General features: G+C 64.6%; 20 protein-coding genes. 11 read left to right on the forward strand and 9 right to left on the reverse strand.

Features of this window, described 5'->3' with window-relative positions; genetic code table 11:
- The first annotated feature begins 40 nt into the window (after positions 1-40).
- Complete coding sequence (locus GGD63_RS21220; protein ID WP_183245101.1) at positions 41-784, forward strand: hypothetical protein; 744 nt, start codon at positions 41-43, stop codon at positions 782-784.
- Between the two features lie 61 nt (positions 785-845).
- On the opposite strand, the gene GGD63_RS21225 is transcribed toward GGD63_RS21220, so the two are convergent.
- Complete coding sequence (locus tag GGD63_RS21225; RefSeq protein WP_183245102.1) at positions 846-1133, reverse strand: histone; 288 nt, start codon at positions 1131-1133, stop codon at positions 846-848.
- 447 nt (positions 1134-1580) lie between these two features.
- Here GGD63_RS21225 and GGD63_RS21230 point away from each other — a divergent pair, with 447 nt between their 5' ends.
- A complete protein-coding gene (locus GGD63_RS21230; RefSeq protein ID WP_183245103.1) occupies positions 1581-3311 on the forward strand; it encodes a methyl-accepting chemotaxis protein in 1731 nt (576 codons plus the stop codon).
- Positions 3312-3444: 133 nt separating this feature from the next.
- Here GGD63_RS21230 and GGD63_RS21235 read toward each other — a convergent pair whose 3' ends face one another.
- The gene (locus GGD63_RS21235; protein WP_183245104.1) at positions 3445-4104 is read right to left on the reverse strand and encodes a peroxiredoxin; all 660 of its coding nucleotides are present in this window, start codon (positions 4102-4104) and stop codon (positions 3445-3447) included.
- 382 nt (positions 4105-4486) lie between these two features.
- On the opposite strand from GGD63_RS21235, the gene GGD63_RS21240 reads away from it, so the two are divergent.
- Positions 4487-5059, forward strand: coding sequence for a hypothetical protein (locus GGD63_RS21240; RefSeq protein ID WP_183245105.1), 573 nt, complete (start codon positions 4487-4489; stop codon positions 5057-5059).
- 51 nt (positions 5060-5110) lie between these two features.
- Here GGD63_RS21240 and GGD63_RS21245 read toward each other — a convergent pair whose 3' ends face one another.
- The 5 genes from GGD63_RS21245 to GGD63_RS21265 form a co-directional block, all read right to left on the reverse strand.
- The gene (locus GGD63_RS21245) at positions 5111-6964 is read right to left on the reverse strand and encodes an alkaline phosphatase family protein (RefSeq protein ID WP_183245106.1); all 1854 of its coding nucleotides are present in this window, start codon (positions 6962-6964) and stop codon (positions 5111-5113) included.
- Between the two features lie 952 nt (positions 6965-7916).
- On the reverse strand, positions 7917-8234 hold the full coding sequence (locus tag GGD63_RS21250) for a response regulator transcription factor (RefSeq protein WP_183245107.1): 318 nt from the start codon (positions 8232-8234) through the stop codon (positions 7917-7919).
- Positions 8235-8285: 51 nt separating this feature from the next.
- Positions 8286-9509, reverse strand: coding sequence for an ABC transporter permease (locus GGD63_RS21255; protein WP_183245108.1), 1224 nt, complete (start codon positions 9507-9509; stop codon positions 8286-8288).
- On the reverse strand, positions 9506-10228 hold the full coding sequence (locus tag GGD63_RS21260; RefSeq protein WP_183245109.1) for an ABC transporter ATP-binding protein: 723 nt from the start codon (positions 10226-10228) through the stop codon (positions 9506-9508). The genes GGD63_RS21255 and GGD63_RS21260 overlap by 4 nt, the downstream gene beginning before the upstream one ends.
- Positions 10225-11655, reverse strand: a complete 1431-nt coding sequence (locus GGD63_RS21265) for an efflux RND transporter periplasmic adaptor subunit (RefSeq protein WP_183245110.1) — start codon at positions 11653-11655, stop codon at positions 10225-10227. Before GGD63_RS21265 ends, GGD63_RS21260 begins: the two co-directional genes overlap by 4 nt.
- Before the next feature lie 594 nt (positions 11656-12249).
- On the opposite strand from GGD63_RS21265, the gene GGD63_RS21270 reads away from it, so the two are divergent.
- The 6 genes from GGD63_RS21270 (at position 12250) to GGD63_RS21295 (ending at position 15232) form a co-directional block, all read left to right on the forward strand.
- The gene (locus tag GGD63_RS21270) at positions 12250-12897 is read left to right on the forward strand and encodes a response regulator transcription factor (RefSeq protein WP_183245111.1); all 648 of its coding nucleotides are present in this window, start codon (positions 12250-12252) and stop codon (positions 12895-12897) included.
- A 178-nt stretch (positions 12898-13075) separates the two neighbouring features.
- A complete protein-coding gene (locus GGD63_RS21275; RefSeq protein WP_183245112.1) occupies positions 13076-13468 on the forward strand; it encodes a curlin subunit CsgB in 393 nt (130 codons plus the stop codon).
- Between the two features lie 134 nt (positions 13469-13602).
- A complete protein-coding gene (locus GGD63_RS21280; RefSeq protein ID WP_183245113.1) occupies positions 13603-13995 on the forward strand; it encodes a curlin in 393 nt (130 codons plus the stop codon).
- A 32-nt stretch (positions 13996-14027) separates the two neighbouring features.
- The gene (locus tag GGD63_RS21285) at positions 14028-14438 is read left to right on the forward strand and encodes a curlin (RefSeq protein ID WP_183245114.1); all 411 of its coding nucleotides are present in this window, start codon (positions 14028-14030) and stop codon (positions 14436-14438) included.
- A 47-nt stretch (positions 14439-14485) separates the two neighbouring features.
- Entirely contained in the window at positions 14486-14935 is a 450-nt protein-coding gene (locus tag GGD63_RS21290) for a curlin (protein WP_183245115.1), read from the forward strand.
- 48 nt (positions 14936-14983) lie between these two features.
- On the forward strand, positions 14984-15232 hold the full coding sequence (locus GGD63_RS21295; protein WP_409334084.1) for a hypothetical protein: 249 nt from the start codon (positions 14984-14986) through the stop codon (positions 15230-15232).
- A 53-nt stretch (positions 15233-15285) separates the two neighbouring features.
- Here the strand turns inward: GGD63_RS21295 and GGD63_RS21300 are convergent, their stop codons facing one another.
- Positions 15286-15567 (reverse strand): hypothetical protein, encoded by a 282-nt coding sequence (locus tag GGD63_RS21300; RefSeq protein ID WP_183245117.1) that lies wholly within the window; start codon positions 15565-15567, stop codon positions 15286-15288.
- A 281-nt stretch (positions 15568-15848) separates the two neighbouring features.
- On the opposite strand from GGD63_RS21300, the gene GGD63_RS21305 reads away from it, so the two are divergent.
- Complete coding sequence (locus GGD63_RS21305) at positions 15849-16310, forward strand: hypothetical protein (protein ID WP_183245118.1); 462 nt, start codon at positions 15849-15851, stop codon at positions 16308-16310.
- A 6-nt stretch (positions 16311-16316) separates the two neighbouring features.
- Here the strand turns inward: GGD63_RS21305 and GGD63_RS21310 are convergent, their stop codons facing one another.
- Positions 16317-17156 (reverse strand): GNAT family N-acetyltransferase, encoded by an 840-nt coding sequence (locus GGD63_RS21310; protein ID WP_183245119.1) that lies wholly within the window; start codon positions 17154-17156, stop codon positions 16317-16319.
- Between the two features lie 102 nt (positions 17157-17258).
- Between GGD63_RS21310 and GGD63_RS21315 the strand changes: the two genes are divergently transcribed.
- A complete protein-coding gene (locus GGD63_RS21315) occupies positions 17259-17963 on the forward strand; it encodes an SDR family oxidoreductase (protein WP_183245120.1) in 705 nt (234 codons plus the stop codon).
- The last annotated feature ends 230 nt before the right edge of the window (positions 17964-18193 follow it).

The raw sequence follows: 18193 nt of genomic DNA on the forward strand, positions 1-18193 counted from the left end.
GGCTGAGCACATTTCAGCTTCCCTTCACGCGGTGATTTCCATGAAGAAGGCCAGACGCGCGCTGCTTGGCCGGTCCCTGAAGCCGGTCCGGATTGCCTGCATCAACTACGCGGAGGAGATGATCAGCGGCCGCAAAATGGCCGAGCTCACCGCGGCACTGCAAAAATGCTACGACAAGCACTTCCTGCCGGTGTGGGGCTATCCGGTCGACCTGTACGTCACCCGGAAGCCGAAGGCGACAGACTGGCAGCTGGTCTATTTCGACGACGCCTCGCACAAGAACATGCTCGGGCGCCACGAGCTGACACATCGCGGCCAGCCGATCTCGAAAATTTTCGTCAAGGCGCTGGGCGACGAGCCCCTCAGCGTGGCGGCCTCGCATGAGCTGTTCGAGATGGTGCTCGATCCCATGGCCAATCTCTGGGCCGACAAGAACCCGAACACGCAATATGCCTATGAGGTCTGCGACGCCGTGGAGGAGGACTCCTTCCGCGTCGGCCGTTTCGAGATGTCGAACTTCGTCTATCCGTCCTGGTTCGAGCCGTTCCAGCATCCCCGTGGCACCAAGTTCGACCACAAGGGAACGCTCGATGAGCCGTTCTCGATGACCGAGGGCGGCTACGTCATCAAGAAGGTCAACGGCAGGAAGGTGATCAAGGCGTTCGGCTCGCCGGAGAAGCGGCGGCGCTTCAACAGCGAGGACCGGCGCGGCCATCGCAGCGAATTCCGCGATCCGAAAGGCAAGCATCACCCGGGCCGGCGCGCCGACAAGAAGCGAGGGTAGGGTATCGCGGGAGCCGTCTCCGGGCGCGCCCGCACCCGGAGACGTGCTTTTCGCGCGACGATCAGCGCTTGGACTTCTTGGCCTTCTTTTTCTTCTTGGTGGCCTTCTTCGCGGATTTCTTCACCGCTTTCTTCGCGGTCTTCTTGGCGGCTTTCTTCGCCGACTTCTTTGCAGCCTTCTTCGAAGATTTCTTGGCCTTCTTTGCCTTCTTGGGCGCTACTTTCTTCGCGACCTTCTTGGCGGCCTTCTTCACCTTCTTGACGGCGGTGACAGCGGCGTCCTTGGTCGCTTCCACGGCGGTGGTGACCGTCTCCATCGCCTGTTCGGTGATCGGCTTGTCGTCGTCCATATCGTCCCCCACGGTTTGTATGGACCGATGACGATAGCGGGTTTCATAATTGTGTCAAAGCAACGCTCAACCTTTGCGGATATTTGCGTAGGCAGCGAGCGCGCGCTCGCGTTGGCGCGGGCTGAGCTCGCCGACGTAGACGCGTGCGGTGTGCTTGAGGAAGTTGCGCAGGCGCGCGGGCGGAAGTCTCGCCCGGGGTCCGGCTCTCGCGCAGGCCGCCGGCCCAGTCGGGCCTGGTCGGCTCGAGCGCCCAGCTGTCCAGCCTGTCGCTCGCGATCTTCGAACCGGTGCGCGGCTCCTTTGGCGCGGGCAGGGGCCTTGGCGGGATCGCCGAGGTCCTCGTTTACGATTTGGAAAGGATGCCGGGTTCCGCGCTGTGAACCGTCGTTAATGCCGCCGTAAGCCGGGGTGCACTATCATGCAGGAATTACGGGGGTCATTCCATCCATGTCCAACCTTTCAACGGCGAAGTTCCTGCCGCAGTTCAAGCTCGGCACCAAGGCTGTCCTGTCAGCCGTGCTGCTGATCGCCGTCAACACGGCGCTGGTGGTAGGCGCCGGCTACTGGTCGCTCACGTCCGCCTTCAATGATCGCGCGCTGCGCGACATCGAGGTCAATTTGCGCACGCTGGCGCTGGCCTTTGCCGAGACGGCTCCGGACGTGAAGATCACGGTGAGGGATGGAGCGGTCGTGCGCGCCGAGGTCCCCAGGATGCCCGACTTTAGGGATCATGCGATCGTCGATCGCGCGGTGTCCTATGTCGGCGGCAATGCGACCCTGTTCGTGTTCGACGATGCGAGCGGGCAGTTCGTGCGACGCTCGACCAATGTAAAAAAGGAAAATGGCGACCGCGCCGTCGGCACCCAGCTTGCCGCCGATCATCCGGCGCAGGCGGGCTTGCGCCGTGGCGAGGCCTATAAGGGCCCGGCCGTCCTGTTCGGCAAGTCGTTCATGACCGCCTATTTTCCGATCGTCGACGCGGCCGGCAAGGTTGCCGGCATCCTGTATGTCGGCATCCCGATGGCCCAGTTCGAGAACATGCTGACCCAGGCGATATCGAGCATGGCCGCCGCCGCCGGACTTGCCGCGCTGCTGGTCCTGGTCCTCACGCTGCTGATCGTCCGCCGCGTCACCCGGCCGCTCACCTCGGTCACGCGCTCGCTCACGGCGCTCGCCAACGGCCAGAGCGACGTCGAGATCGATTGCGAGGACCGCGCCGACGAGATCGGCGAGATCGCCCGCACGGTCGCGGTCTTCAGGAGCAATTCGCTGGAGCGGGCGCGCCTGCGCAGCGAGCAGACGGCGGCGACGGCTGCCGCGGCCGAGCAGCGCAAGGCGGAGCTGCGCAACTTCGTCGAAGAGTTCCGCGGCAGCGTCGGCGGCATCCTGGACAAGGTGCTGAGCTCATCCGGCGAGTTCGAACGGGCCGCGCGGCAACTCACCGACACCGCGCGCTCCACCGCCGATCTCTCGGCGCGATCGGCCGGGGCCTCCGAGGACGCCTCCGAGCACGTCCGCTCGGCGGCCTCAGCTTCCGACGAGCTGTCCCAGTCGATCTCCGAGATCACCCGGCGCGTGCAGGAATCGAACGAGATCTCCGCCGAGGCGGTGCGGCAGGCCGAGGCGACCGACCAGCGTATCGCGCAGCTCTCCGAGGCGGGCTCGCGCATCGGCGACGTGGTCAAGCTGATCACCTCCATCGCGGAGCAGACCAACCTCCTGGCGCTGAATGCCACCATCGAGGCCGCGCGCGCCGGTGATGCCGGCCGCGGCTTCGCTGTCGTGGCTCAGGAGGTCAAGACGCTTGCCGGCCAGACCGCAAAAGCGACCGAGGAGATCTCGAACCAGATCGCCAGCATGCAGCTTGCGACCGAGGAGTCGGTTGCTGCCGTCAAGGGGATCGGCCAGACCATCGAGCGCATCAGCAACATCGCGGGCTCGATCTCGGCTGCGGTCGAGCAGCAGAGGAGCGCGACCCACAACATCGCGGCCAGCGTACGCGCTGCGGCGTCGGGCACCGCCGATGTCGCGGTCAATGTCCGTCACGCCGCCAAGGGCGCAAGCGAGACCGGCGAGACATCGAGCCGGATGTTCGCCTCCGCCCAGGCGCTGTCGGGCGAGAGCCTGCAGCTGAAGGCCGAGGTCGACGGCTTTCTGGACCGCGTGCACGCGGCGTAATTCGACGCAGTCATCCCGGGATGGTCCCCTCAGGTGCGCAATTGCGCACCGGGGGATCTCGAGATCCCGGGTTCGATGCTGACGCATCGCCCCGGGATGACTTTTTGCGGTTGCTATCCGCAACCGCCAAAAGTCATTTCGGCTGCGGCACGATGCGGATGTAGGGCTTCGGCTCCTTCCAGCCCTGCGGGTAGATCGTCTTGGCCTCGTCGTTGGAGACCGAGCCCGCGATGATGACGTCCTCGCCCTGCGTCCAGTCGGCCGGGGTGGCGACGCGGTGCTTGGCGGTAAGCTGGAGCGAGTCGATGACGCGCAGGATCTCCTGGAAGTTCCGGCCCGTGGTCATCGGATAAACCAGCACCAGCTTGATCTTCTTGTCCGGCCCGATGATGAAGACGTTGCGGACGGTCTGGTTGTCAGCGGGGGTGCGGGTGAGGGGATCGCCCGAGGTCGAGGCCGGCAGCATCTCGTAAAGTTTCGAGACGTTGAAGTCGGTGTCGCCGATCAGCGGATAGTTGGGAGCAGCGCCTTGCGTCTCCTTGATATCCTCGGCCCATTTGGCGTGGCGATCGATCGGATCGACCGAGAGGCCGATCAGCTTGACGCCGCGCTTGTCGAATTCCGGCTTCAGCTTGGCGAGCACGCCGAGTTCGGTCGTACAAACCGGCGTGAAGTCCTTGGGATGCGAAAACAGGAGGGCCCAGCTGTTGCCGATCCAGTCGTGGAACTTGATCTTCCCTTCGGTGGTTTCGGCTTCGAAGTCAGGGGCGGTGGTGCCGATCGGAAGTGTCATGGTTCTACCTCATCTCATTGAATTTGCTTGAGAATGTGTCTCTGGCCGTCGCCGTCAGTATAGGGGCTTGCCGGGCTTAAGTGAACGCTGACTGAACCGCTTGAAGTAAAATGTGAATTTCTTCTCTGAAGAGCCGATCTCCTAGCACTTTTCTGTTACAGCGGCACCTGCGGCGAAACATCTCCACCGGTCTCGATTGCCGCGATAAAGCCTTTTATGAGCCGCATCACGCTCGCCCGACGCTCTCCGGAACCGAAATGGTCCTCGTAGCGACTAATCGGCAACCATTGAGAAAAGTCGCGATCCCCGTATCGAATCATTAACCACCCCTTTACGCCGGCATGAAAATGCTGGCCGATCAGAAGAAATCTGGAAGTGAACTATGTCTGCCGCTGCGCCTAAGTCTGTCGAGTCGCCGTCCCTCGAACCGTCCTGCCGCGATACCGCGGCCCACGCACTCTCCATCGTACGCGACGGCGTGATTACGGGCGAAGGCCCGACCACCAAGGGCCGGGTCCACTTTTCCCGCTCGCTCGATGCCGATGACACCGCCTGGTGCGCCCGTATCCTGACCGCGACCGCCGTCAACGACCAGCCGGTCAGCCGCACCGAGGCCGAAGTCCTGTTCGAGATCAACGAGGCCGCGACCGAGCGTACCGACGGCGGCCGCTTCGACGACCTGCTCGCCAAGGCCGTTGCCCATTATGCCGCCAGCGCCTCGGGCCTGAAGGTGCCGCCGCGCAGCGTCGCGCTGTCGGCCGACACCGAGATCGAGAGCTGGGCGCCGTCCTACGCTTCGAAGGTCAACAGCGAAATGCTGGAGTGGATCGCCGGCCAGATGCGCGGCAAGCGCCACAACAACCGTCGCCTGATGGCGATGGTGGCGACGTTCCTCGGCACCACCGCGCTGCCCCTGGCGGGCCAGTTGCCGAACGTGTTCGACATCGGCATGTAGCAACGGAGATATTCTCGCGCCCCTTGCGAGGCGCGAGCGAAAGCGGCGGGATTATTTCCCCGCCGTTTTTTGTTTGCCGGCCTCAAGCTCGAGGCCCAACGTACGGCCGAGGAAGCCGGCGGCGTCGAAATAGCGCTGGCTGCCGACGCGCTGGACATTGAGCACGGTCTGAAGGCCGTTCTCGGACATCTTCGACTTCTCAACCGCCTTGTACGCCTTCGGCACGATGCCGTTGGGCAGGGCTTCCGACATCACGCGGCCGACCAGGCCGCCGTTCTGCGCGCCGCGCAGGTCCATCAGCCGCGCCGCGGTCATGCCGACGTCGGCATTGCTGACCGGCAGCTCGTCGACGAAGCCGGCTTTGAAGTCCGGGCCGATGGCGGCCATGAAGTTCATGGTGTCGCCGCGGCTGAAGCTGCCATGCATGCCCTGGCCCTGGCGCAGCACGGTGTCGGCGACCTGCACCGAGCAGTTGGTCGGCGCCTCGCCGCAATCGCTGGCATAGGAGCGGAAGTTGACGACGATCGAGGGCGTCGGCGTCGCCGACTTGCCGCGCAGATTGATGCTCGACAGCGGCAGCGTGCCGGGGAAACGGCCGAGCGAGTCCTCGACGAACAGGCCGGAAACGTAGTCCTGCTCGAGCAGCGCCTTGATGGTTTTCGCCGCCAGCTTCTTGTCCTTGCTCGGCAGATAGATCAGGTCCGAGCCGCCATTGGTGGCGACGACGAGGTCGGGCTTCTCCGGATCCTTGCCGAGCACGCCGTTGCCGGCCTTGGGATGCTTGTTGCCCTCGATCTTCGCGTTCTTGTCGTTGGGGTCGAATAGCGGCAGGTCGAGCGCCTTGGCGAGGTCGAGCGCCAGGAAGCCCATCGGCAGGAAGTCCTTCGGGGTGTCGTCATAGCTGACCTTGGCCGAGGGGCTGGTCTTGCTTTCCTTGGAGATGGTCGAGAAGCCGTGGTCGGCCGAGACGATGATGTTGGTCGAGGCGGCAAGGCCAAGCTCGTCGAGCGCCTTGCGCAGCTGGGCGAGGTTGGTGTCGGCGTTCTTGATGCCGGCCATCGAGGTCGGTCCGTTGATGCCGGGCAGGATCTGGTTGAGGCTGTCGCCGGTATTGTGCTGGCTGCCGTCGGGATCGCGCGACCAGAACACCAGCACGAACGGCTTGTTGCGCGCCTTGAACATCGGCAGCACCACCTTGGCGGCGACGTCGGCGAAATAGGCCTGCTGCGCGACGTTGGCGACAATGGTGCCGGGCGTCTTGGCATCGCCCGCCTTGGAGTTGTCGCCGCGCGGCGGCGTGGCAAGGGGGAGGCCCGCCTTGGTCAGCGCCGCCTTCACCTCGTCCGACAGCGCAACGCCGTTCTTGCCTCCGGTGGAATCGTCGAACACGACCGAGTGCAGGCCCGCCTTTTCAGGCTTGTCGGTGTGGTCGAACTGGTAGGTCGGGCCGACCTTGCCGATCGCCGCGGTGCTGAGGCCCTTGTCGCGGGCCATCTTCAGGATCGTCTCTTCGTTGAGATAGTCGCCCTTGAAATGCTCGTCGATGTCGCCGAGCACGGCGTCGTTCTCGATGAAGGGGACCACGGTGTCGCCGGCCGGGACCGAGGTGTAGTTGGTCCAGATCGTGTTCGAGAACACGCCGGTGTCGCCGAGATAATGGCCGGTCGACATCGCCGAGCCGTTGGCCATGGTGAAGGTCGGGAACAGCGAATGCGGATTCTTGAAGTTGACGCCCTTGTCGCGGACCTCGGCCATCGCCGGTGCCGTCTCGGGCGTGACTTTCAGCGCGCGCAGACCGTCCGGAATGAACAGGATCAGGTTGCGGGGGGTATTGTTCTGGGCGGAAGCAAGTCCGGTGGACAGCACTGTCAGTCCGGCGGACAGCAACAGCAGTGAACGGCGCATGGAAATCTCCTGGCGGTGAGGCGGCATGGCCGCCGACCGCGGCCCCCGGTAATCGTTTAGTTTTGCTGTATGACAGTTTTGTTACAAGGCCTGTTTGTGGGGCAAGAGGGCTGGGGAGGGGGATGACTCTCGTGTCCCGGACGCGGTGCGGCACGCAGTGACGCTCCGCTGCGTTCGGGGCATGAGACCGACGTTTTTGGGCGCAACTGCTTCCACACCGTCATTGCGAGCGCAGCGAAGCAATCCAGGCTCTTTCCGCGGAGGCAGTCTGGATTGCTTCGTCGCAAGGGCTCCTCGCAATGACGGAGTGTGGAGTGACGGCATCGCTCTGCAATTCGCGTCTCCCTCGCAGGCACAGCTTCGCATTCTCGCGGCTCATTTCGCCCGAGCATTGCCTCGTCGTCTCACCCTCAATTGAAAGAGGGCGCAGGGAAGACCGGGTGCCGGCCGGGCACCCACGGTCCACTGTGCGAAAGGTGGCAACAAAGAATTTGCACAGCGGCATACAGGTGAAGCCAAACATCCGGCCTTCCCTGCGCAGTGGTTTTACGGCTTATGTCGTGATCTCCCCGGGGAGCGATGCACTATTGCCCCCGTCGCCGTGCAGATGACTGATGCGCGGACCCGGTCGGGCCGCAACATCACCGCAAGACTTGGCGCACAGACCCCGGGCGCCAGGACCACACGATTTTGCCGTACGCTGATCACATCGGTCGTGTGCGCGATGCCTTCGCTCACGTCTCCGCCCTGCGAAGGCCTTCGCGCCGATGTAACTTGCGTCCACCGCCGCCCGGCCCGCGTTCGTGACGATCGCGATACGCCCCTCTTCCTTGGGCCGGAGTGAGAAATATCTAACAAAAAACCGAATTCGAATAAAGAGAATTATTTCGATGCCGCTGCCTTGACCCCGGGCTTGGGTGTTTTGCCCGGCGGGCTGCACAAGGCGTTGTGGCTATTCCGGCGCGGTCGGGATCCGCGGGTTCTGCGCCAGCGCCTGTGCCGGCTTGACCGTTGGCGGACCTGCCCCGTTCCTGGTGAGATCGCGCCGCAGCGAAAGCGGGGCTGTCTTCAGCGCATAGATGATCGCGATCTGGGTCCGGTTCTGCAGGCGGTATTTGCGCATGATGTTGCCGATATGCGCCCGCACCGTGTTCTCCGAGATCTTCAGCTCGTAGGCGATGTTCTTGTTCTGCAGCCCCCGCGCGATCAACATCATCAGCTCACGCTCGCGCGGTGTCGGCGTGATCGAATCCTTCGGATCCGGACTCATGACTGGCTCCTCCCTGGTCCTCTCGTTGCTATGGCCGCCCCCGGCATCGTCTCACTCCGTCTTCAGCGCCTCGATCGGGCTGAGCCTGGACGCCTTGTGGGCGGGGTAAAACCCGAAGATCAGGCCGGTCGCGATCGAGAAGGCGAGGGCAAGGCCGATCGCCTCGCCGTCGATCGAGGTGACCCATCCGGCCATGCGGGCGACCGTCATCGAGAGCGTGATGCCGCCAGCGACGCCGATGGCGCCGCCGAGCAGGCAGAGCACGAGGGCTTCGCAGAGAAACTGCAGGCGGATGTCCCGCATCCGCCCGCCGAGCGCGCGGCGGATTCCGATCTCCCGCGTGCGCTCGGTGACGGACACGATCATCACGTTCATGATGCTGATGCCGCCGACGAGCAGCGAGACCGAGGCGATGGCGACGAGCAGAAGCGCCACGGTGCGGATCGCGCCCTGCTGCGCTTCCATGGCGGCGGCCGGATCCTGGACCTTGAAGTCGTCCTCCTGGCCGGCAGGGATGCGGTGCCGCTGCCGCAGCAGGCTTTCGATCTCCGCCCGCGCGCCCGCCATCTGACCGTCCGCGGCCACCTTGGCGATGATGTAGGCGACCGAATCCCGGTTGATGTTGCTCGCGCTGCCGAGGAAGCGGAGCTTGGCCGTGCTGAGCGGCACGAAGGCGACGTCGTCCTGCGCCGGGCCCTTGCGATCGAGCACGCCGACCACTTCGAGCGGCACCTTCATGATCCGGATCTGCGCGCCGATGGGATCGTCGCCGGGGGCGAACAACTCGCGCGCGACGGTGCTGCCGAGGATCACGACCTTGCCGGCGCCCGACTCCTCCGCGCCGGAAAAATAGCGCCCGGAGGCGAGCTGCCAGTCGCGTACCATGAAGTGACCGGTGGTGGTGCCGTTGATGGTGGTGTTCCAGTTCTTGCCCTCGTGGATGACCTGCGCCGTCCCGGCAAGCGAGCCGGCGGCTGCCTGGATTTCCGGAATTTGCTCGAGGATGGCCTGCACGTCGCCCTCGGTCATCGTCAGCTTGCTGCCGTCCTTGAGGCGCACGCCGCCCTGATAGACCGCGCCCGGCGTGATCATCAGCACATTGGCGCCGATCGAGCGGATCTGTTCCTGCAGGCGGAGCTGTGCGCCGGAGCCGATCGCGAACACCGTCACGATGGAGGCGACGCCGATCACGATGCCGAGCATGGTGAGGAAGCTGCGCAGCGGGTTGAGCCGCAGGGCGTGCAAAGCGATCTGAAATCCCTGGAGCATCGTCATGACGCAGCGCTCCGTCTCGGCAGCAGCTCCGCCACCGTCTCGTCGCTGACGAGCTCGCCGTCATGCAGGCGGATCGTGCGGCGGCATTGCGTCGCGATGCCGGGATCGTGCGTGATCATCACGATGGTCTGGCCGGTCCGGTTCAGGGCTGCGAACAACGCCAGGATCTCGGCGCCGGTCCGGCTGTCGAGCGCGCCGGTCGGCTCGTCGGCGAGCACGATCAGCGGGGAGGCGATCAGCGCGCGCGCGATCGCGACGCGCTGCTGCTCGCCGCCGGAGAGCTGCCGCGGAAAGTGATGGGCCCGGTGCAGCATGCCGACGGCCTGAAGGCTCTGCTCGGCTCTGGCCAGACGTTCCTTGCGGCTGACGCCGCAATAGACCAGCGGCAGCGCGACGTTCTCGACCGCATTGTGGCGCGCCAGCAGGTTGTACGACTGGAACACGAAGCCGATGCTGCGGGCACGCAGCGACGAGCGGCGGTCTTCCGAGAGCGCGGCGACATTGGCGCCCTCCAAATGGACCGCGCCCTCGCTGGGCAGGTCGAGCAGCCCGATCATGTTCATCAACGTCGACTTGCCCGAGCCCGACGGCCCCATCACGGCGACGATCTCGCCCGGCGCGATGTCGAAGCTGACGTTGCGCACCGCGGTCACTGCTATTCCGTCTGTGCGATAGGTCCTGGACACGGAGCGGAGGCTGATGAGGGGCAGGGCGGTCATGATCCGAACCTGATTCCGAGAAACTCCATGCCCGCCGGCCGGATCGCCTGACCGACGGCGACCTGACTGCCCTCGACGAGATCGCCGCTCTTGAGCGCGACCTGTTCGGTGCCGGCCGCGCCGACCGTCACAGCGATGTGCTGGAGCGCGCCGTTGGCGGTCCGCACCCATACGCCGCTGTGCGCGCTGCCTGAGTCCGGCCGCGTGCCGGACGGCTGGAAACGCAGCGCTGCGAGCGGCACTTTCAGCACGTCGTCCTGCCGCTCGATCACGATCTTCACGAGCGCGGTCATGCCGGGCAGCAGTGCGCCATCGAGATTGGAGGTCGACAGCACGACGGTGTAGGTCACGACGTGCTGCTGGGTCTGCGGCGCCTTGCGCACCTGCCGCACCACGGCCTCGAAGCGGCGGTCGGGGTAGGCATCGACCGTAAAATGAGCGCGTTGGCCGGGAGCGATGCGCCCGATATCGGCTTCATCGACCTGGGCGTGAATCTCCATGTCTTCGAGGCGGTGGGCGACGACGAAGGTGGTGCGCGACTCCAGACCGACCGCGAGCGTCTGGCCCTCGTTGACGAACCTGCCGACGACGACGCCATCGATCGGGGAACGGATCACGGTGCGGTCGAGATCGGCCTGGGCCGCGGCGAGAACGGCCGCCTTCTCCGGTACCGCCATGCGGGCCTGCTGCAGCTCGGCTTCGATGCGGCGGACATCGGCCTGCGCGCCATCCACCGAGTAGGCGTTGAGAGACATCATGACCTCCGCCTCGCGCTCCTGGGCGAGACGCGCCGTGAACTCGGTCTGGGCGTCGTCGACCGTCGTCGTTGCGACCACGTTTTGCGACTGCAGCGCCAGCTTGCGCTGCAGGGTCTTCTGCGCCGAGGTCTTGACCGCCTGGGCGCTCTCGAGCTTGGCGGCGAGCAAGTCGCGGCTGCCTTTGGCGTTCTGCAGATCGATCCTGGCGCGATCGAGCTTGGCGCGCGCGATGTCGACGAGGGAATTGGCGACCGCGAGCGAAGCCCTGGCCTCGTCGACCTTGGCAGCGAAGCTGCGCGGATCGATCAGCGCCAGCGGCTGGTCCTTGGCGACGGTGTCGTTGAAGTCGACATAGACGCGGGCGAGCTGCCCGGACAGCTGGGAACCCACTTCGATCGTCTTGACCGGCTGCAGGGCGCCGGTGACAGTGACGGTCTGCTCGATGCTGCCGCGCTGGATCGCGGCATATCGGAGCACCGGCGCGTCCGACCCGAAGGTCGATGGCTCGCGTCCGCCGGGCGCGAGCAACCGCCTGGTCTGGTCATAGGCGTGAGCTGCCTTGTCTGCCGCGCTCCCGGCGGCGCCGGCGATGACGGTCGGCCCTGCGGTGTAGATCGCAGCAAGGCCGCATGCAGTTCCGAGCAAGGCAATTGCTGGCACAAATCGCATATCAAAACCCGCCTGATTGAAATGGCTTCGGGGAATCGGGAAAAAATGGAAAGCTCGCTATGGTTGTAAAGCATCTAACGTAGTATCGAACGTCAGTATGTCGTTCTCGCCGGGGCGACGGTCGGGTGCGCAGCATGATCCAGAAGTAAAGTCCGCGGGTGCGACGATTCGTGATTTGCCGGAAGTGCATACCCGTCGTATCGATACGATGCGCGCGGTATCGAACTCGATAAGCTGACTGAACGTCCCGTATGATCCGGCTGACGCTGCTGGTCGCCGGCGTTCAGCGGCACATGGGTAGCAATGCCATGACGCAGTTGGCGACGCTGCGGCCAAGATACCGGATTGCCACATTCGCGATAGCGCGCCTCGCCGTGATGCCGTCTGTGGCGCGGCCAGATCCCTGCAATCACGAGGCCCGATTTGTGAACGCCTTCACTCGCCTCCAGCGAGCATTGGCCCTAAGACGTCGAACCGGTGGACGGACTCCGATCGTTCGATCCTCGCAGATTCATTCGAGCACTTTGTTAGTTTGCAAGAAGATTGGAGGGCTCGTTGCTCGCCCATCGAGCCCAAGTTGGGGAGTTTGTTGCAATGAATTCAGGCCAAGCCACTGTTTATGTCGTTGATGACGAAGTCCAGATTCGAAATGCGATTGGAAGTCTCTGCGAGGAGACCGGGCACCGGGTGAGGTTGTTCGCGTCGACCAACGAGTTTCTCGCCGAGAGTTTTTCCGGCGGACCCTCGTGCCTCGTGCTCGACGTTCGCTTTCCCGGGACTTCGCCGACCGGTCTCGATCTGCAGCGCCGGCTTATCGAGACGGGCGTGTCGATTCCGATCGTCTTCATCAGCGGCTATTCCGACGTCCGTGTCTCGGTCGAGGCGATGAAGCGCGGCGCGGTCGAGTTTCTGCCGAAGCCCTTTCGCGAGCAGGAGCTCCTCGATGCGATCAGGCACGGCATCGAGCGCGACCGCAGGCGGATGGAGCGCGAGGACGCCGTTCGCGATGCCCGGCAGCGGGTCGAGACGCTGACGAGCCGCGAGCGCGAGATCATGATGCTGATGGCCGAGGGGCTCGTCGCCAAGCAGATCGCGGCAAGGCTTGGCGTGAGCGAGGTGACGGCGAAGGTCCATCGCGCCCGGATGATGCGAAAGCTCGAGCTGCGGTCGCCGGTCGAGGTGGTGCGGCTGATCGACAGCATGGGACGCGAGGCGGGGGCGCCGCGCGCCGGTGCGGGGTAGCCGCGCATCGTGCGGCTTTCGAGCAGGAAACCGCGCAACGTCTAGTCCGTATCGACTAGCATGAACTGCAGTCTGTCGCGCGGCACATGATCGGTTCAGAGTATTCCCACGATGTCAGTCGCATTTCAGGACCGGCATCCCAACCCAGTCAAACAACTTGGCCCGAAAGGAATACTCCATGCGTAAATTGTTTTTTGCTTCCGTTGCCGTGCTCGCCCTGTCCTCCGCGGCGCAGGCCGCCAACACCTCGACCGTTCTGCAGATTGGCGTCGTGAACGGATCTTCGGTGAACCAGCAGGGTACCGTGAATGACTCCTCGACCACTGCCCAGTTCGGTATCCTGAACAACGCCAGCACGATGCAGGGCACGACCACTCCGTCCCTCAACAACGGCAGCTCGGTAACCCAGGTCGGCGCCTCCAACACTGCCACCACCGGCCAGATCGCCCTCTTCAACAACACGAGCTCGATCACGCAGCAGTCGATCGGCGGTCCGCCGAGCAACAGCGCAGCGGTCGGACAGCTTTCCATCATCTTCGGTGCGAACTCGAGCACCGTCGTTCAGCACTAAGTCAGCCCCGTGTCGGCCCGGGCGCGTCCATCGAGCGGCGCGTCCGGGCGATACTCGACGGCCATGTTCGAAATGACCGCGATCAGGTCGCCTGAAGGGGCGGCAGATCGTTGATACCTTGCGGAGGAAATCACATGCGCATCAAATTTCTCGTCACGACAGTCGTCATGCTGAGCGCGCTGAGCGCTGTCGATGCCCAGGCCGCCAACTCGGTGAGCGTGTTGCAGTTCGGCGCGACCAATACGTCCACGACCAGCCAGAGCGGTGCGACCAACAATACCGCGACGGTCCTGCAATTCGGAGCGACCAACCAAGCGACGGCCGTGCAGATGGGCGGGCTTGCCTCCCTCAACTCATTGACGATCGGGCAGGGCGGCACCACGGCGACTGCGTCGAATACGGCGGTCGGCGGCCAGGTCGGCGGTTCCAATACGAGCCTGATCGGGCAGATCGGCGCGAGCAACTCGGCTGCATTGGCTCAGCTCGGAATTCTGAACTCATCTACGATTTTGCAGCAGGCTCCTTGATTGCGGATCCAATTTGGTAAGCGAGGCAGGTCATGAGACGTTTTTCAGGCGTCGCTTTTGGCGCATTTCTCACGCTGTATTGCGCAGGCATCGGATCGGCCGGTGCGCAGACCGCTGATATCAAGACCATCGTGTCGGTCGGCGGCCCTCCGGTGGTATTGAATCAGAACAGCCAGCTCAACATGGCGGGCGTGTTCATGATCGGCGGCAGCACCAGTGCGACCGTCACCCAGAACGGCACCAACAACGCTACCGGAATCCTGCAATTCGGTGGAACGACGACGTCGTTGGTTGGGCAGACGGGCTCAAACAACCTTGCGTTTGTCGGCCAGGCCGGTCAGTCGGCGAGCAGTGTGCTGTCGCAGCTCGGTGCCATGAATGCCGGTGCTATCGCCCAGTTTGGCATGATCAACTCGTCCACGGTTGTTCAACATAGCCCGTAGGACGGCAGCCGGTTCATTGGCGTTGGGCATGCCAAAGGGAGAAGACGATGAGGTATGGCAAGCAGCTCTTGGTGCTGGCAGCGTTGCTCGCCACGATCGGCGCGGCGACGCAGGCGTCGGCCGCATCCGTCCACCGCAGCATGACGAACCGGAACGTCAGCATCGAGACGATCGTGCAATTCGGCAACGACGTACAGCCTGTCATGATCGAGGAGAACAGCCGGATCAACATTGCCCGGGTGATCCAGATCGGCGGAACGGGAACGGTGGATGCGACCATCATCCAGAACGGGGTGCGCAACTATGCCAATGTGATCCAGATGGGCGGCACCACCAACGCGGCGGTCGGTCAGTCCGGCCTCAGCAACACCGCAGACATCACCCAGATCGGCAACTCCACCAATGCGCTCCTGCTTCAGATCGGCGACATGAACACGGGAGCGGTAAGGCAGTTCGGACGTTTCAACTGGCTGGCGATCTTCCAGTTCGGCCGATGATGGAGGCGTGACATGAGATTGCTCCTACTCGCATCCGGAATAGGACTCATGAGCGTGATCGCAGCGGCGCCGGCCGGTGCTGCCGACGGTCACACCACGGTGGTGCAGGACGAGAACGGGACTTCGGTCATCACGCAAAGCGGCGATCCGGCGCAGGCCGAGGTCAGGATCGAGAAGGAGCCCGGGCGCACCACGGTCTATCGCCGCAGCGGTGGCAACACCGCCATCGTGACCCAGGGCACCGGAGCTTCGCCTGATATGCTCGAGTGGCTGCGCAAGCAGCTGCAGGAGCATTGACACAGAAAAGGCCCGCCGCCCCGCAAGGGCGACGGGCCTCGTTGCAGGTGAGGCTACCAGCGGTAATGGCCGGTCAGCGTGCCGTTGTTGTTGCCGTCAGGGCCGACATCGCCCTGGGTCGAGCTCGGCGCCGGATGGCTGCTGCCATTGAGCGGGCCATACGGCCCGATGGGGTCCGGATAGTAGGCGCGCGGCTGGACGGGTTCATAAGCGGGGGCGGTGCGGTCCCAGCCGGCCCGCGGCCCGTTCCAGTCGTAGCCCTGCGCCGATGCGGCTGTCGTGCCGGCGACGAGCGATGCCGTGATCAGGCAGAGGAGTTTCGACTTGTTCTGCATTGAGATGCTCCTTGCTTTCTTGTCCGGGCCAACAACCGCGGCAAGGTGGCGTTCCGGACGCATCCGGCGGGAGCGATCAACTCCGATCAACTCGTTATGAATGGGATTCCGGGGAACGAAGCGGTCGAAACCGGCCATCCAAGGGGGGCGTCTTGCCACACCGGGTTCCCCGTTAATCCCGTGCCTTAACCAATAATTAATAATACGTTTGCGGCGGACCGACGGCCCGGCCTAGCGTGCAGCGGGGAGCTATCGCGAAGCCAAACGAGTTGGTGCGTATCATGATGTCCAGATCACATGGCAGATCCCTTGCGGCGCTATTTGCCTCGCTCAGCGCAGCCGCGCTGTTCCTTAGCCCCAGCGACAGTTTTGCCAGACCTGGCGGGGCCGCGCCGCATGGTATGGCCGGTGCTGCCGTGCCACCGACTGCTGCGCGTCCGCCTATGGCGCCAGGGGCGCGATTCCATCGTCGCAACAATCCCTTCGTCTACTGGCCGGGCGGAGGCGGGTTCTTCTACGACGGTGCGACCTACAGCCAGCCCTTCGGCGATGCCGGACAGCCGCTCTCGAACGACGTGCGCTACACCTACACCTATGACGTTCCCTGGGACTGGGCGCATCGCTTCCCGCCCAACGTGGTGCCGTCCGACCGGCCCTATGTGCCGAGCTGCCCGACCGAGCAGGTGACGGTGCCCGGCCGCGGCGGCGGCGAGCACACCGTCAACATCATGCGCTGCTACTGAGTAGAGCTAGCCGAGTTCAAAGCTGGTCACGCCGAAGACGCGGTCGATCCGCAGCGGCGGGATCGGTCCTGTGTACATCCGCGCCGTCTCGAACACCGGCTTGAGGCCGAGTGCTTCCGCGAGCGCGATCGCCTCGCGATTGACGGCGGGGACATCGAGGAAGATTTCGCCGCCGCCAGCGCTTGCCAGCAACGCCTGCATGATCGTTTCCGCCGCCGTGCGATCGTCGGCGACGAGTGGGCCGATCTTGCAGCCCGTCCGGCACGGGCGGATCACGCCCCATGCGGCGAGCCTGCCGTCGCGCATCAGTGCACGGCCGACGTGACCTCGTGTGTTGATCCACGCGCGCAGGAAGGCCGCGCGTGCGGCCGGGAAGACCGTTGCATCGTCGGCTTCGACAAGTGCGAACGGGACTTTGTCTAGCGCGATGACATCAGCAGGCGCCGGTAGCGCGGCAACCGTGCCGCCGTAGCGGATATTGGCGTAGGCAAGCCGGAAGCCGGATTTTTTGTAGTTGTCCTGCTGCGCGACGACGCCGTCGAGCCCGATCACGCGAGCGCCCGCATGCGCAATCGCCGCGTTCCAGATGCGCAGGCCGTGGCCCGCGCCGCGGAGGTCGGCGCGCACGATGTAGAAGCCGAGGAAGGCGAAGCGGTCATCGTAATTGACGCAGGAGACGGTCGCGACCGGCTCGCCGTCGATCTCGCCGACGAGGAAGCCTTGCGCGTCGGGAACCGCGAAGCAGGCGGCATCGGCCAAGCCCGGATTCCAGCCTTCGGCCGCGGCCCAGTCGATGGCGAGCGAGATTTCCTCCGGGCGCAGGTTGCGGATCTGCAAATCGCTCATGACGGATGCCTTCGGGCGGTGGACCAGCCGACAGGTCTGGCGGTAGAAGGCCCCATGATAGGCCGAGCCTGCGGCTCGCCTCAACTCAAGGGATGAACGGACATGGCAGCAGAGAAGGTTGCACTCGTCACCGCGGGCGGCAGCGGCATGGGGGCGGGGGCTGCGCGCCGGCTGGCGGCGGACGGCTTCCGCGTCGCGATCCTGTCGTCCTCCGGCAAGGGCGAGGCGCTGGCGACCGAGCTCGGCGGCCTCGGTGTCACCGGCTCGAACAAGTCGAACGACGACCTGAAGCGCCTCGTCGACGGCGCGCTTGCCAAATGGGGACGCATCGACGTGCTCGTCAACAGTGCGGGCCACGGGCCCCGCGCGCCGATCACGGAGATCACCGACGAGCAGTGGCACACCGGCCTCGACACCTATCTGCTCAACGTGATCCGTCCGACCCGGCTGGTGACGCCGGTGATGCAGGCGCAGAAGGGCGGGGCCATCATCAACATCTCGACCGCCTGGGCGTTCGAGCCGAGCGCGATGTTTCCGACCTCGGCGGTGTTTCGTGCCGGCCTAGCCGCCTTCACCAAGATCTTCACGGACACGCACGCCGCCGACAACATCCGCATGAACAACGTGCTGCCGGGCTGGATCGACAGCCTGCCGCAGACGGATGCGCGCCGCGACAGCGTACCGATGCAGCGCTACGGCAAGGTCGAGGAGATCGCGGCGACGATCTCGTTCCTGGCGTCCGACGGCGCGGCCTACATCACCGGCCAGAACATCCGCGTCGACGGCGGGTTGACGCGTTCGGTCTGAGGTCGAGCAAATTCGAATCGCGTTGGCGCGGCCTTGTCGTCGTGCGACGCGGGCCTGCGTTGCGCGACGCTGGTGAGGCGAGATAAGTGGCATGTGGGCCACACCTGTCATCCGTTTGCACGAGACGGAGCGCACACTACGTCACAGTCCCTATGAACTTCGCCGCAGCCCAAGACGTTACGGGGCTCGCGGCCTATGCCCGACCTGCGCCGGATGCCTTCCGCCCGCGC

Source organism: Bradyrhizobium sp. cir1 (genome assembly GCF_014198245.1).
Lineage (GTDB): Bacteria > Pseudomonadota > Alphaproteobacteria > Rhizobiales > Xanthobacteraceae > Bradyrhizobium.

Coding starts and splice junctions, on each gene's coding strand:
- GGD63_RS21220 (WP_183245101.1), top strand. CDS start 41: ATGAAGAAGGCCAGACGCGCGCTGCTTGGCCGGTCCCTGAAGCCGGTC.
- GGD63_RS21225 (WP_183245102.1), bottom strand. CDS start 1,133: ATGGACGACGACAAGCCGATCACCGAACAGGCGATGGAGACGGTCACC.
- GGD63_RS21230 (WP_183245103.1), top strand. CDS start 1,581: ATGTCCAACCTTTCAACGGCGAAGTTCCTGCCGCAGTTCAAGCTCGGC.
- GGD63_RS21235 (WP_183245104.1), bottom strand. CDS start 4,104: ATGACACTTCCGATCGGCACCACCGCCCCTGACTTCGAAGCCGAAACC.
- GGD63_RS21240 (WP_183245105.1), top strand. CDS start 4,487: ATGTCTGCCGCTGCGCCTAAGTCTGTCGAGTCGCCGTCCCTCGAACCG.
- GGD63_RS21245 (WP_183245106.1), bottom strand. CDS start 6,964: ATGCGCCGTTCACTGCTGTTGCTGTCCGCCGGACTGACAGTGCTGTCC.
- GGD63_RS21250 (WP_183245107.1), bottom strand. CDS start 8,234: ATGAGTCCGGATCCGAAGGATTCGATCACGCCGACACCGCGCGAGCGT.
- GGD63_RS21255 (WP_183245108.1), bottom strand. CDS start 9,509: ATGACGATGCTCCAGGGATTTCAGATCGCTTTGCACGCCCTGCGGCTC.
- GGD63_RS21260 (WP_183245109.1), bottom strand. CDS start 10,228: ATGACCGCCCTGCCCCTCATCAGCCTCCGCTCCGTGTCCAGGACCTAT.
- GGD63_RS21265 (WP_183245110.1), bottom strand. CDS start 11,655: ATGCGATTTGTGCCAGCAATTGCCTTGCTCGGAACTGCATGCGGCCTT.
- GGD63_RS21270 (WP_183245111.1), top strand. CDS start 12,250: ATGAATTCAGGCCAAGCCACTGTTTATGTCGTTGATGACGAAGTCCAG.
- GGD63_RS21275 (WP_183245112.1), top strand. CDS start 13,076: ATGCGTAAATTGTTTTTTGCTTCCGTTGCCGTGCTCGCCCTGTCCTCC.
- GGD63_RS21280 (WP_183245113.1), top strand. CDS start 13,603: ATGCGCATCAAATTTCTCGTCACGACAGTCGTCATGCTGAGCGCGCTG.
- GGD63_RS21285 (WP_183245114.1), top strand. CDS start 14,028: ATGAGACGTTTTTCAGGCGTCGCTTTTGGCGCATTTCTCACGCTGTAT.
- GGD63_RS21290 (WP_183245115.1), top strand. CDS start 14,486: ATGAGGTATGGCAAGCAGCTCTTGGTGCTGGCAGCGTTGCTCGCCACG.
- GGD63_RS21295 (WP_409334084.1), top strand. CDS start 14,984: ATGAGCGTGATCGCAGCGGCGCCGGCCGGTGCTGCCGACGGTCACACC.
- GGD63_RS21300 (WP_183245117.1), bottom strand. CDS start 15,567: ATGCAGAACAAGTCGAAACTCCTCTGCCTGATCACGGCATCGCTCGTC.
- GGD63_RS21305 (WP_183245118.1), top strand. CDS start 15,849: ATGATGTCCAGATCACATGGCAGATCCCTTGCGGCGCTATTTGCCTCG.
- GGD63_RS21310 (WP_183245119.1), bottom strand. CDS start 17,156: ATGAGCGATTTGCAGATCCGCAACCTGCGCCCGGAGGAAATCTCGCTC.
- GGD63_RS21315 (WP_183245120.1), top strand. CDS start 17,259: ATGGCAGCAGAGAAGGTTGCACTCGTCACCGCGGGCGGCAGCGGCATG.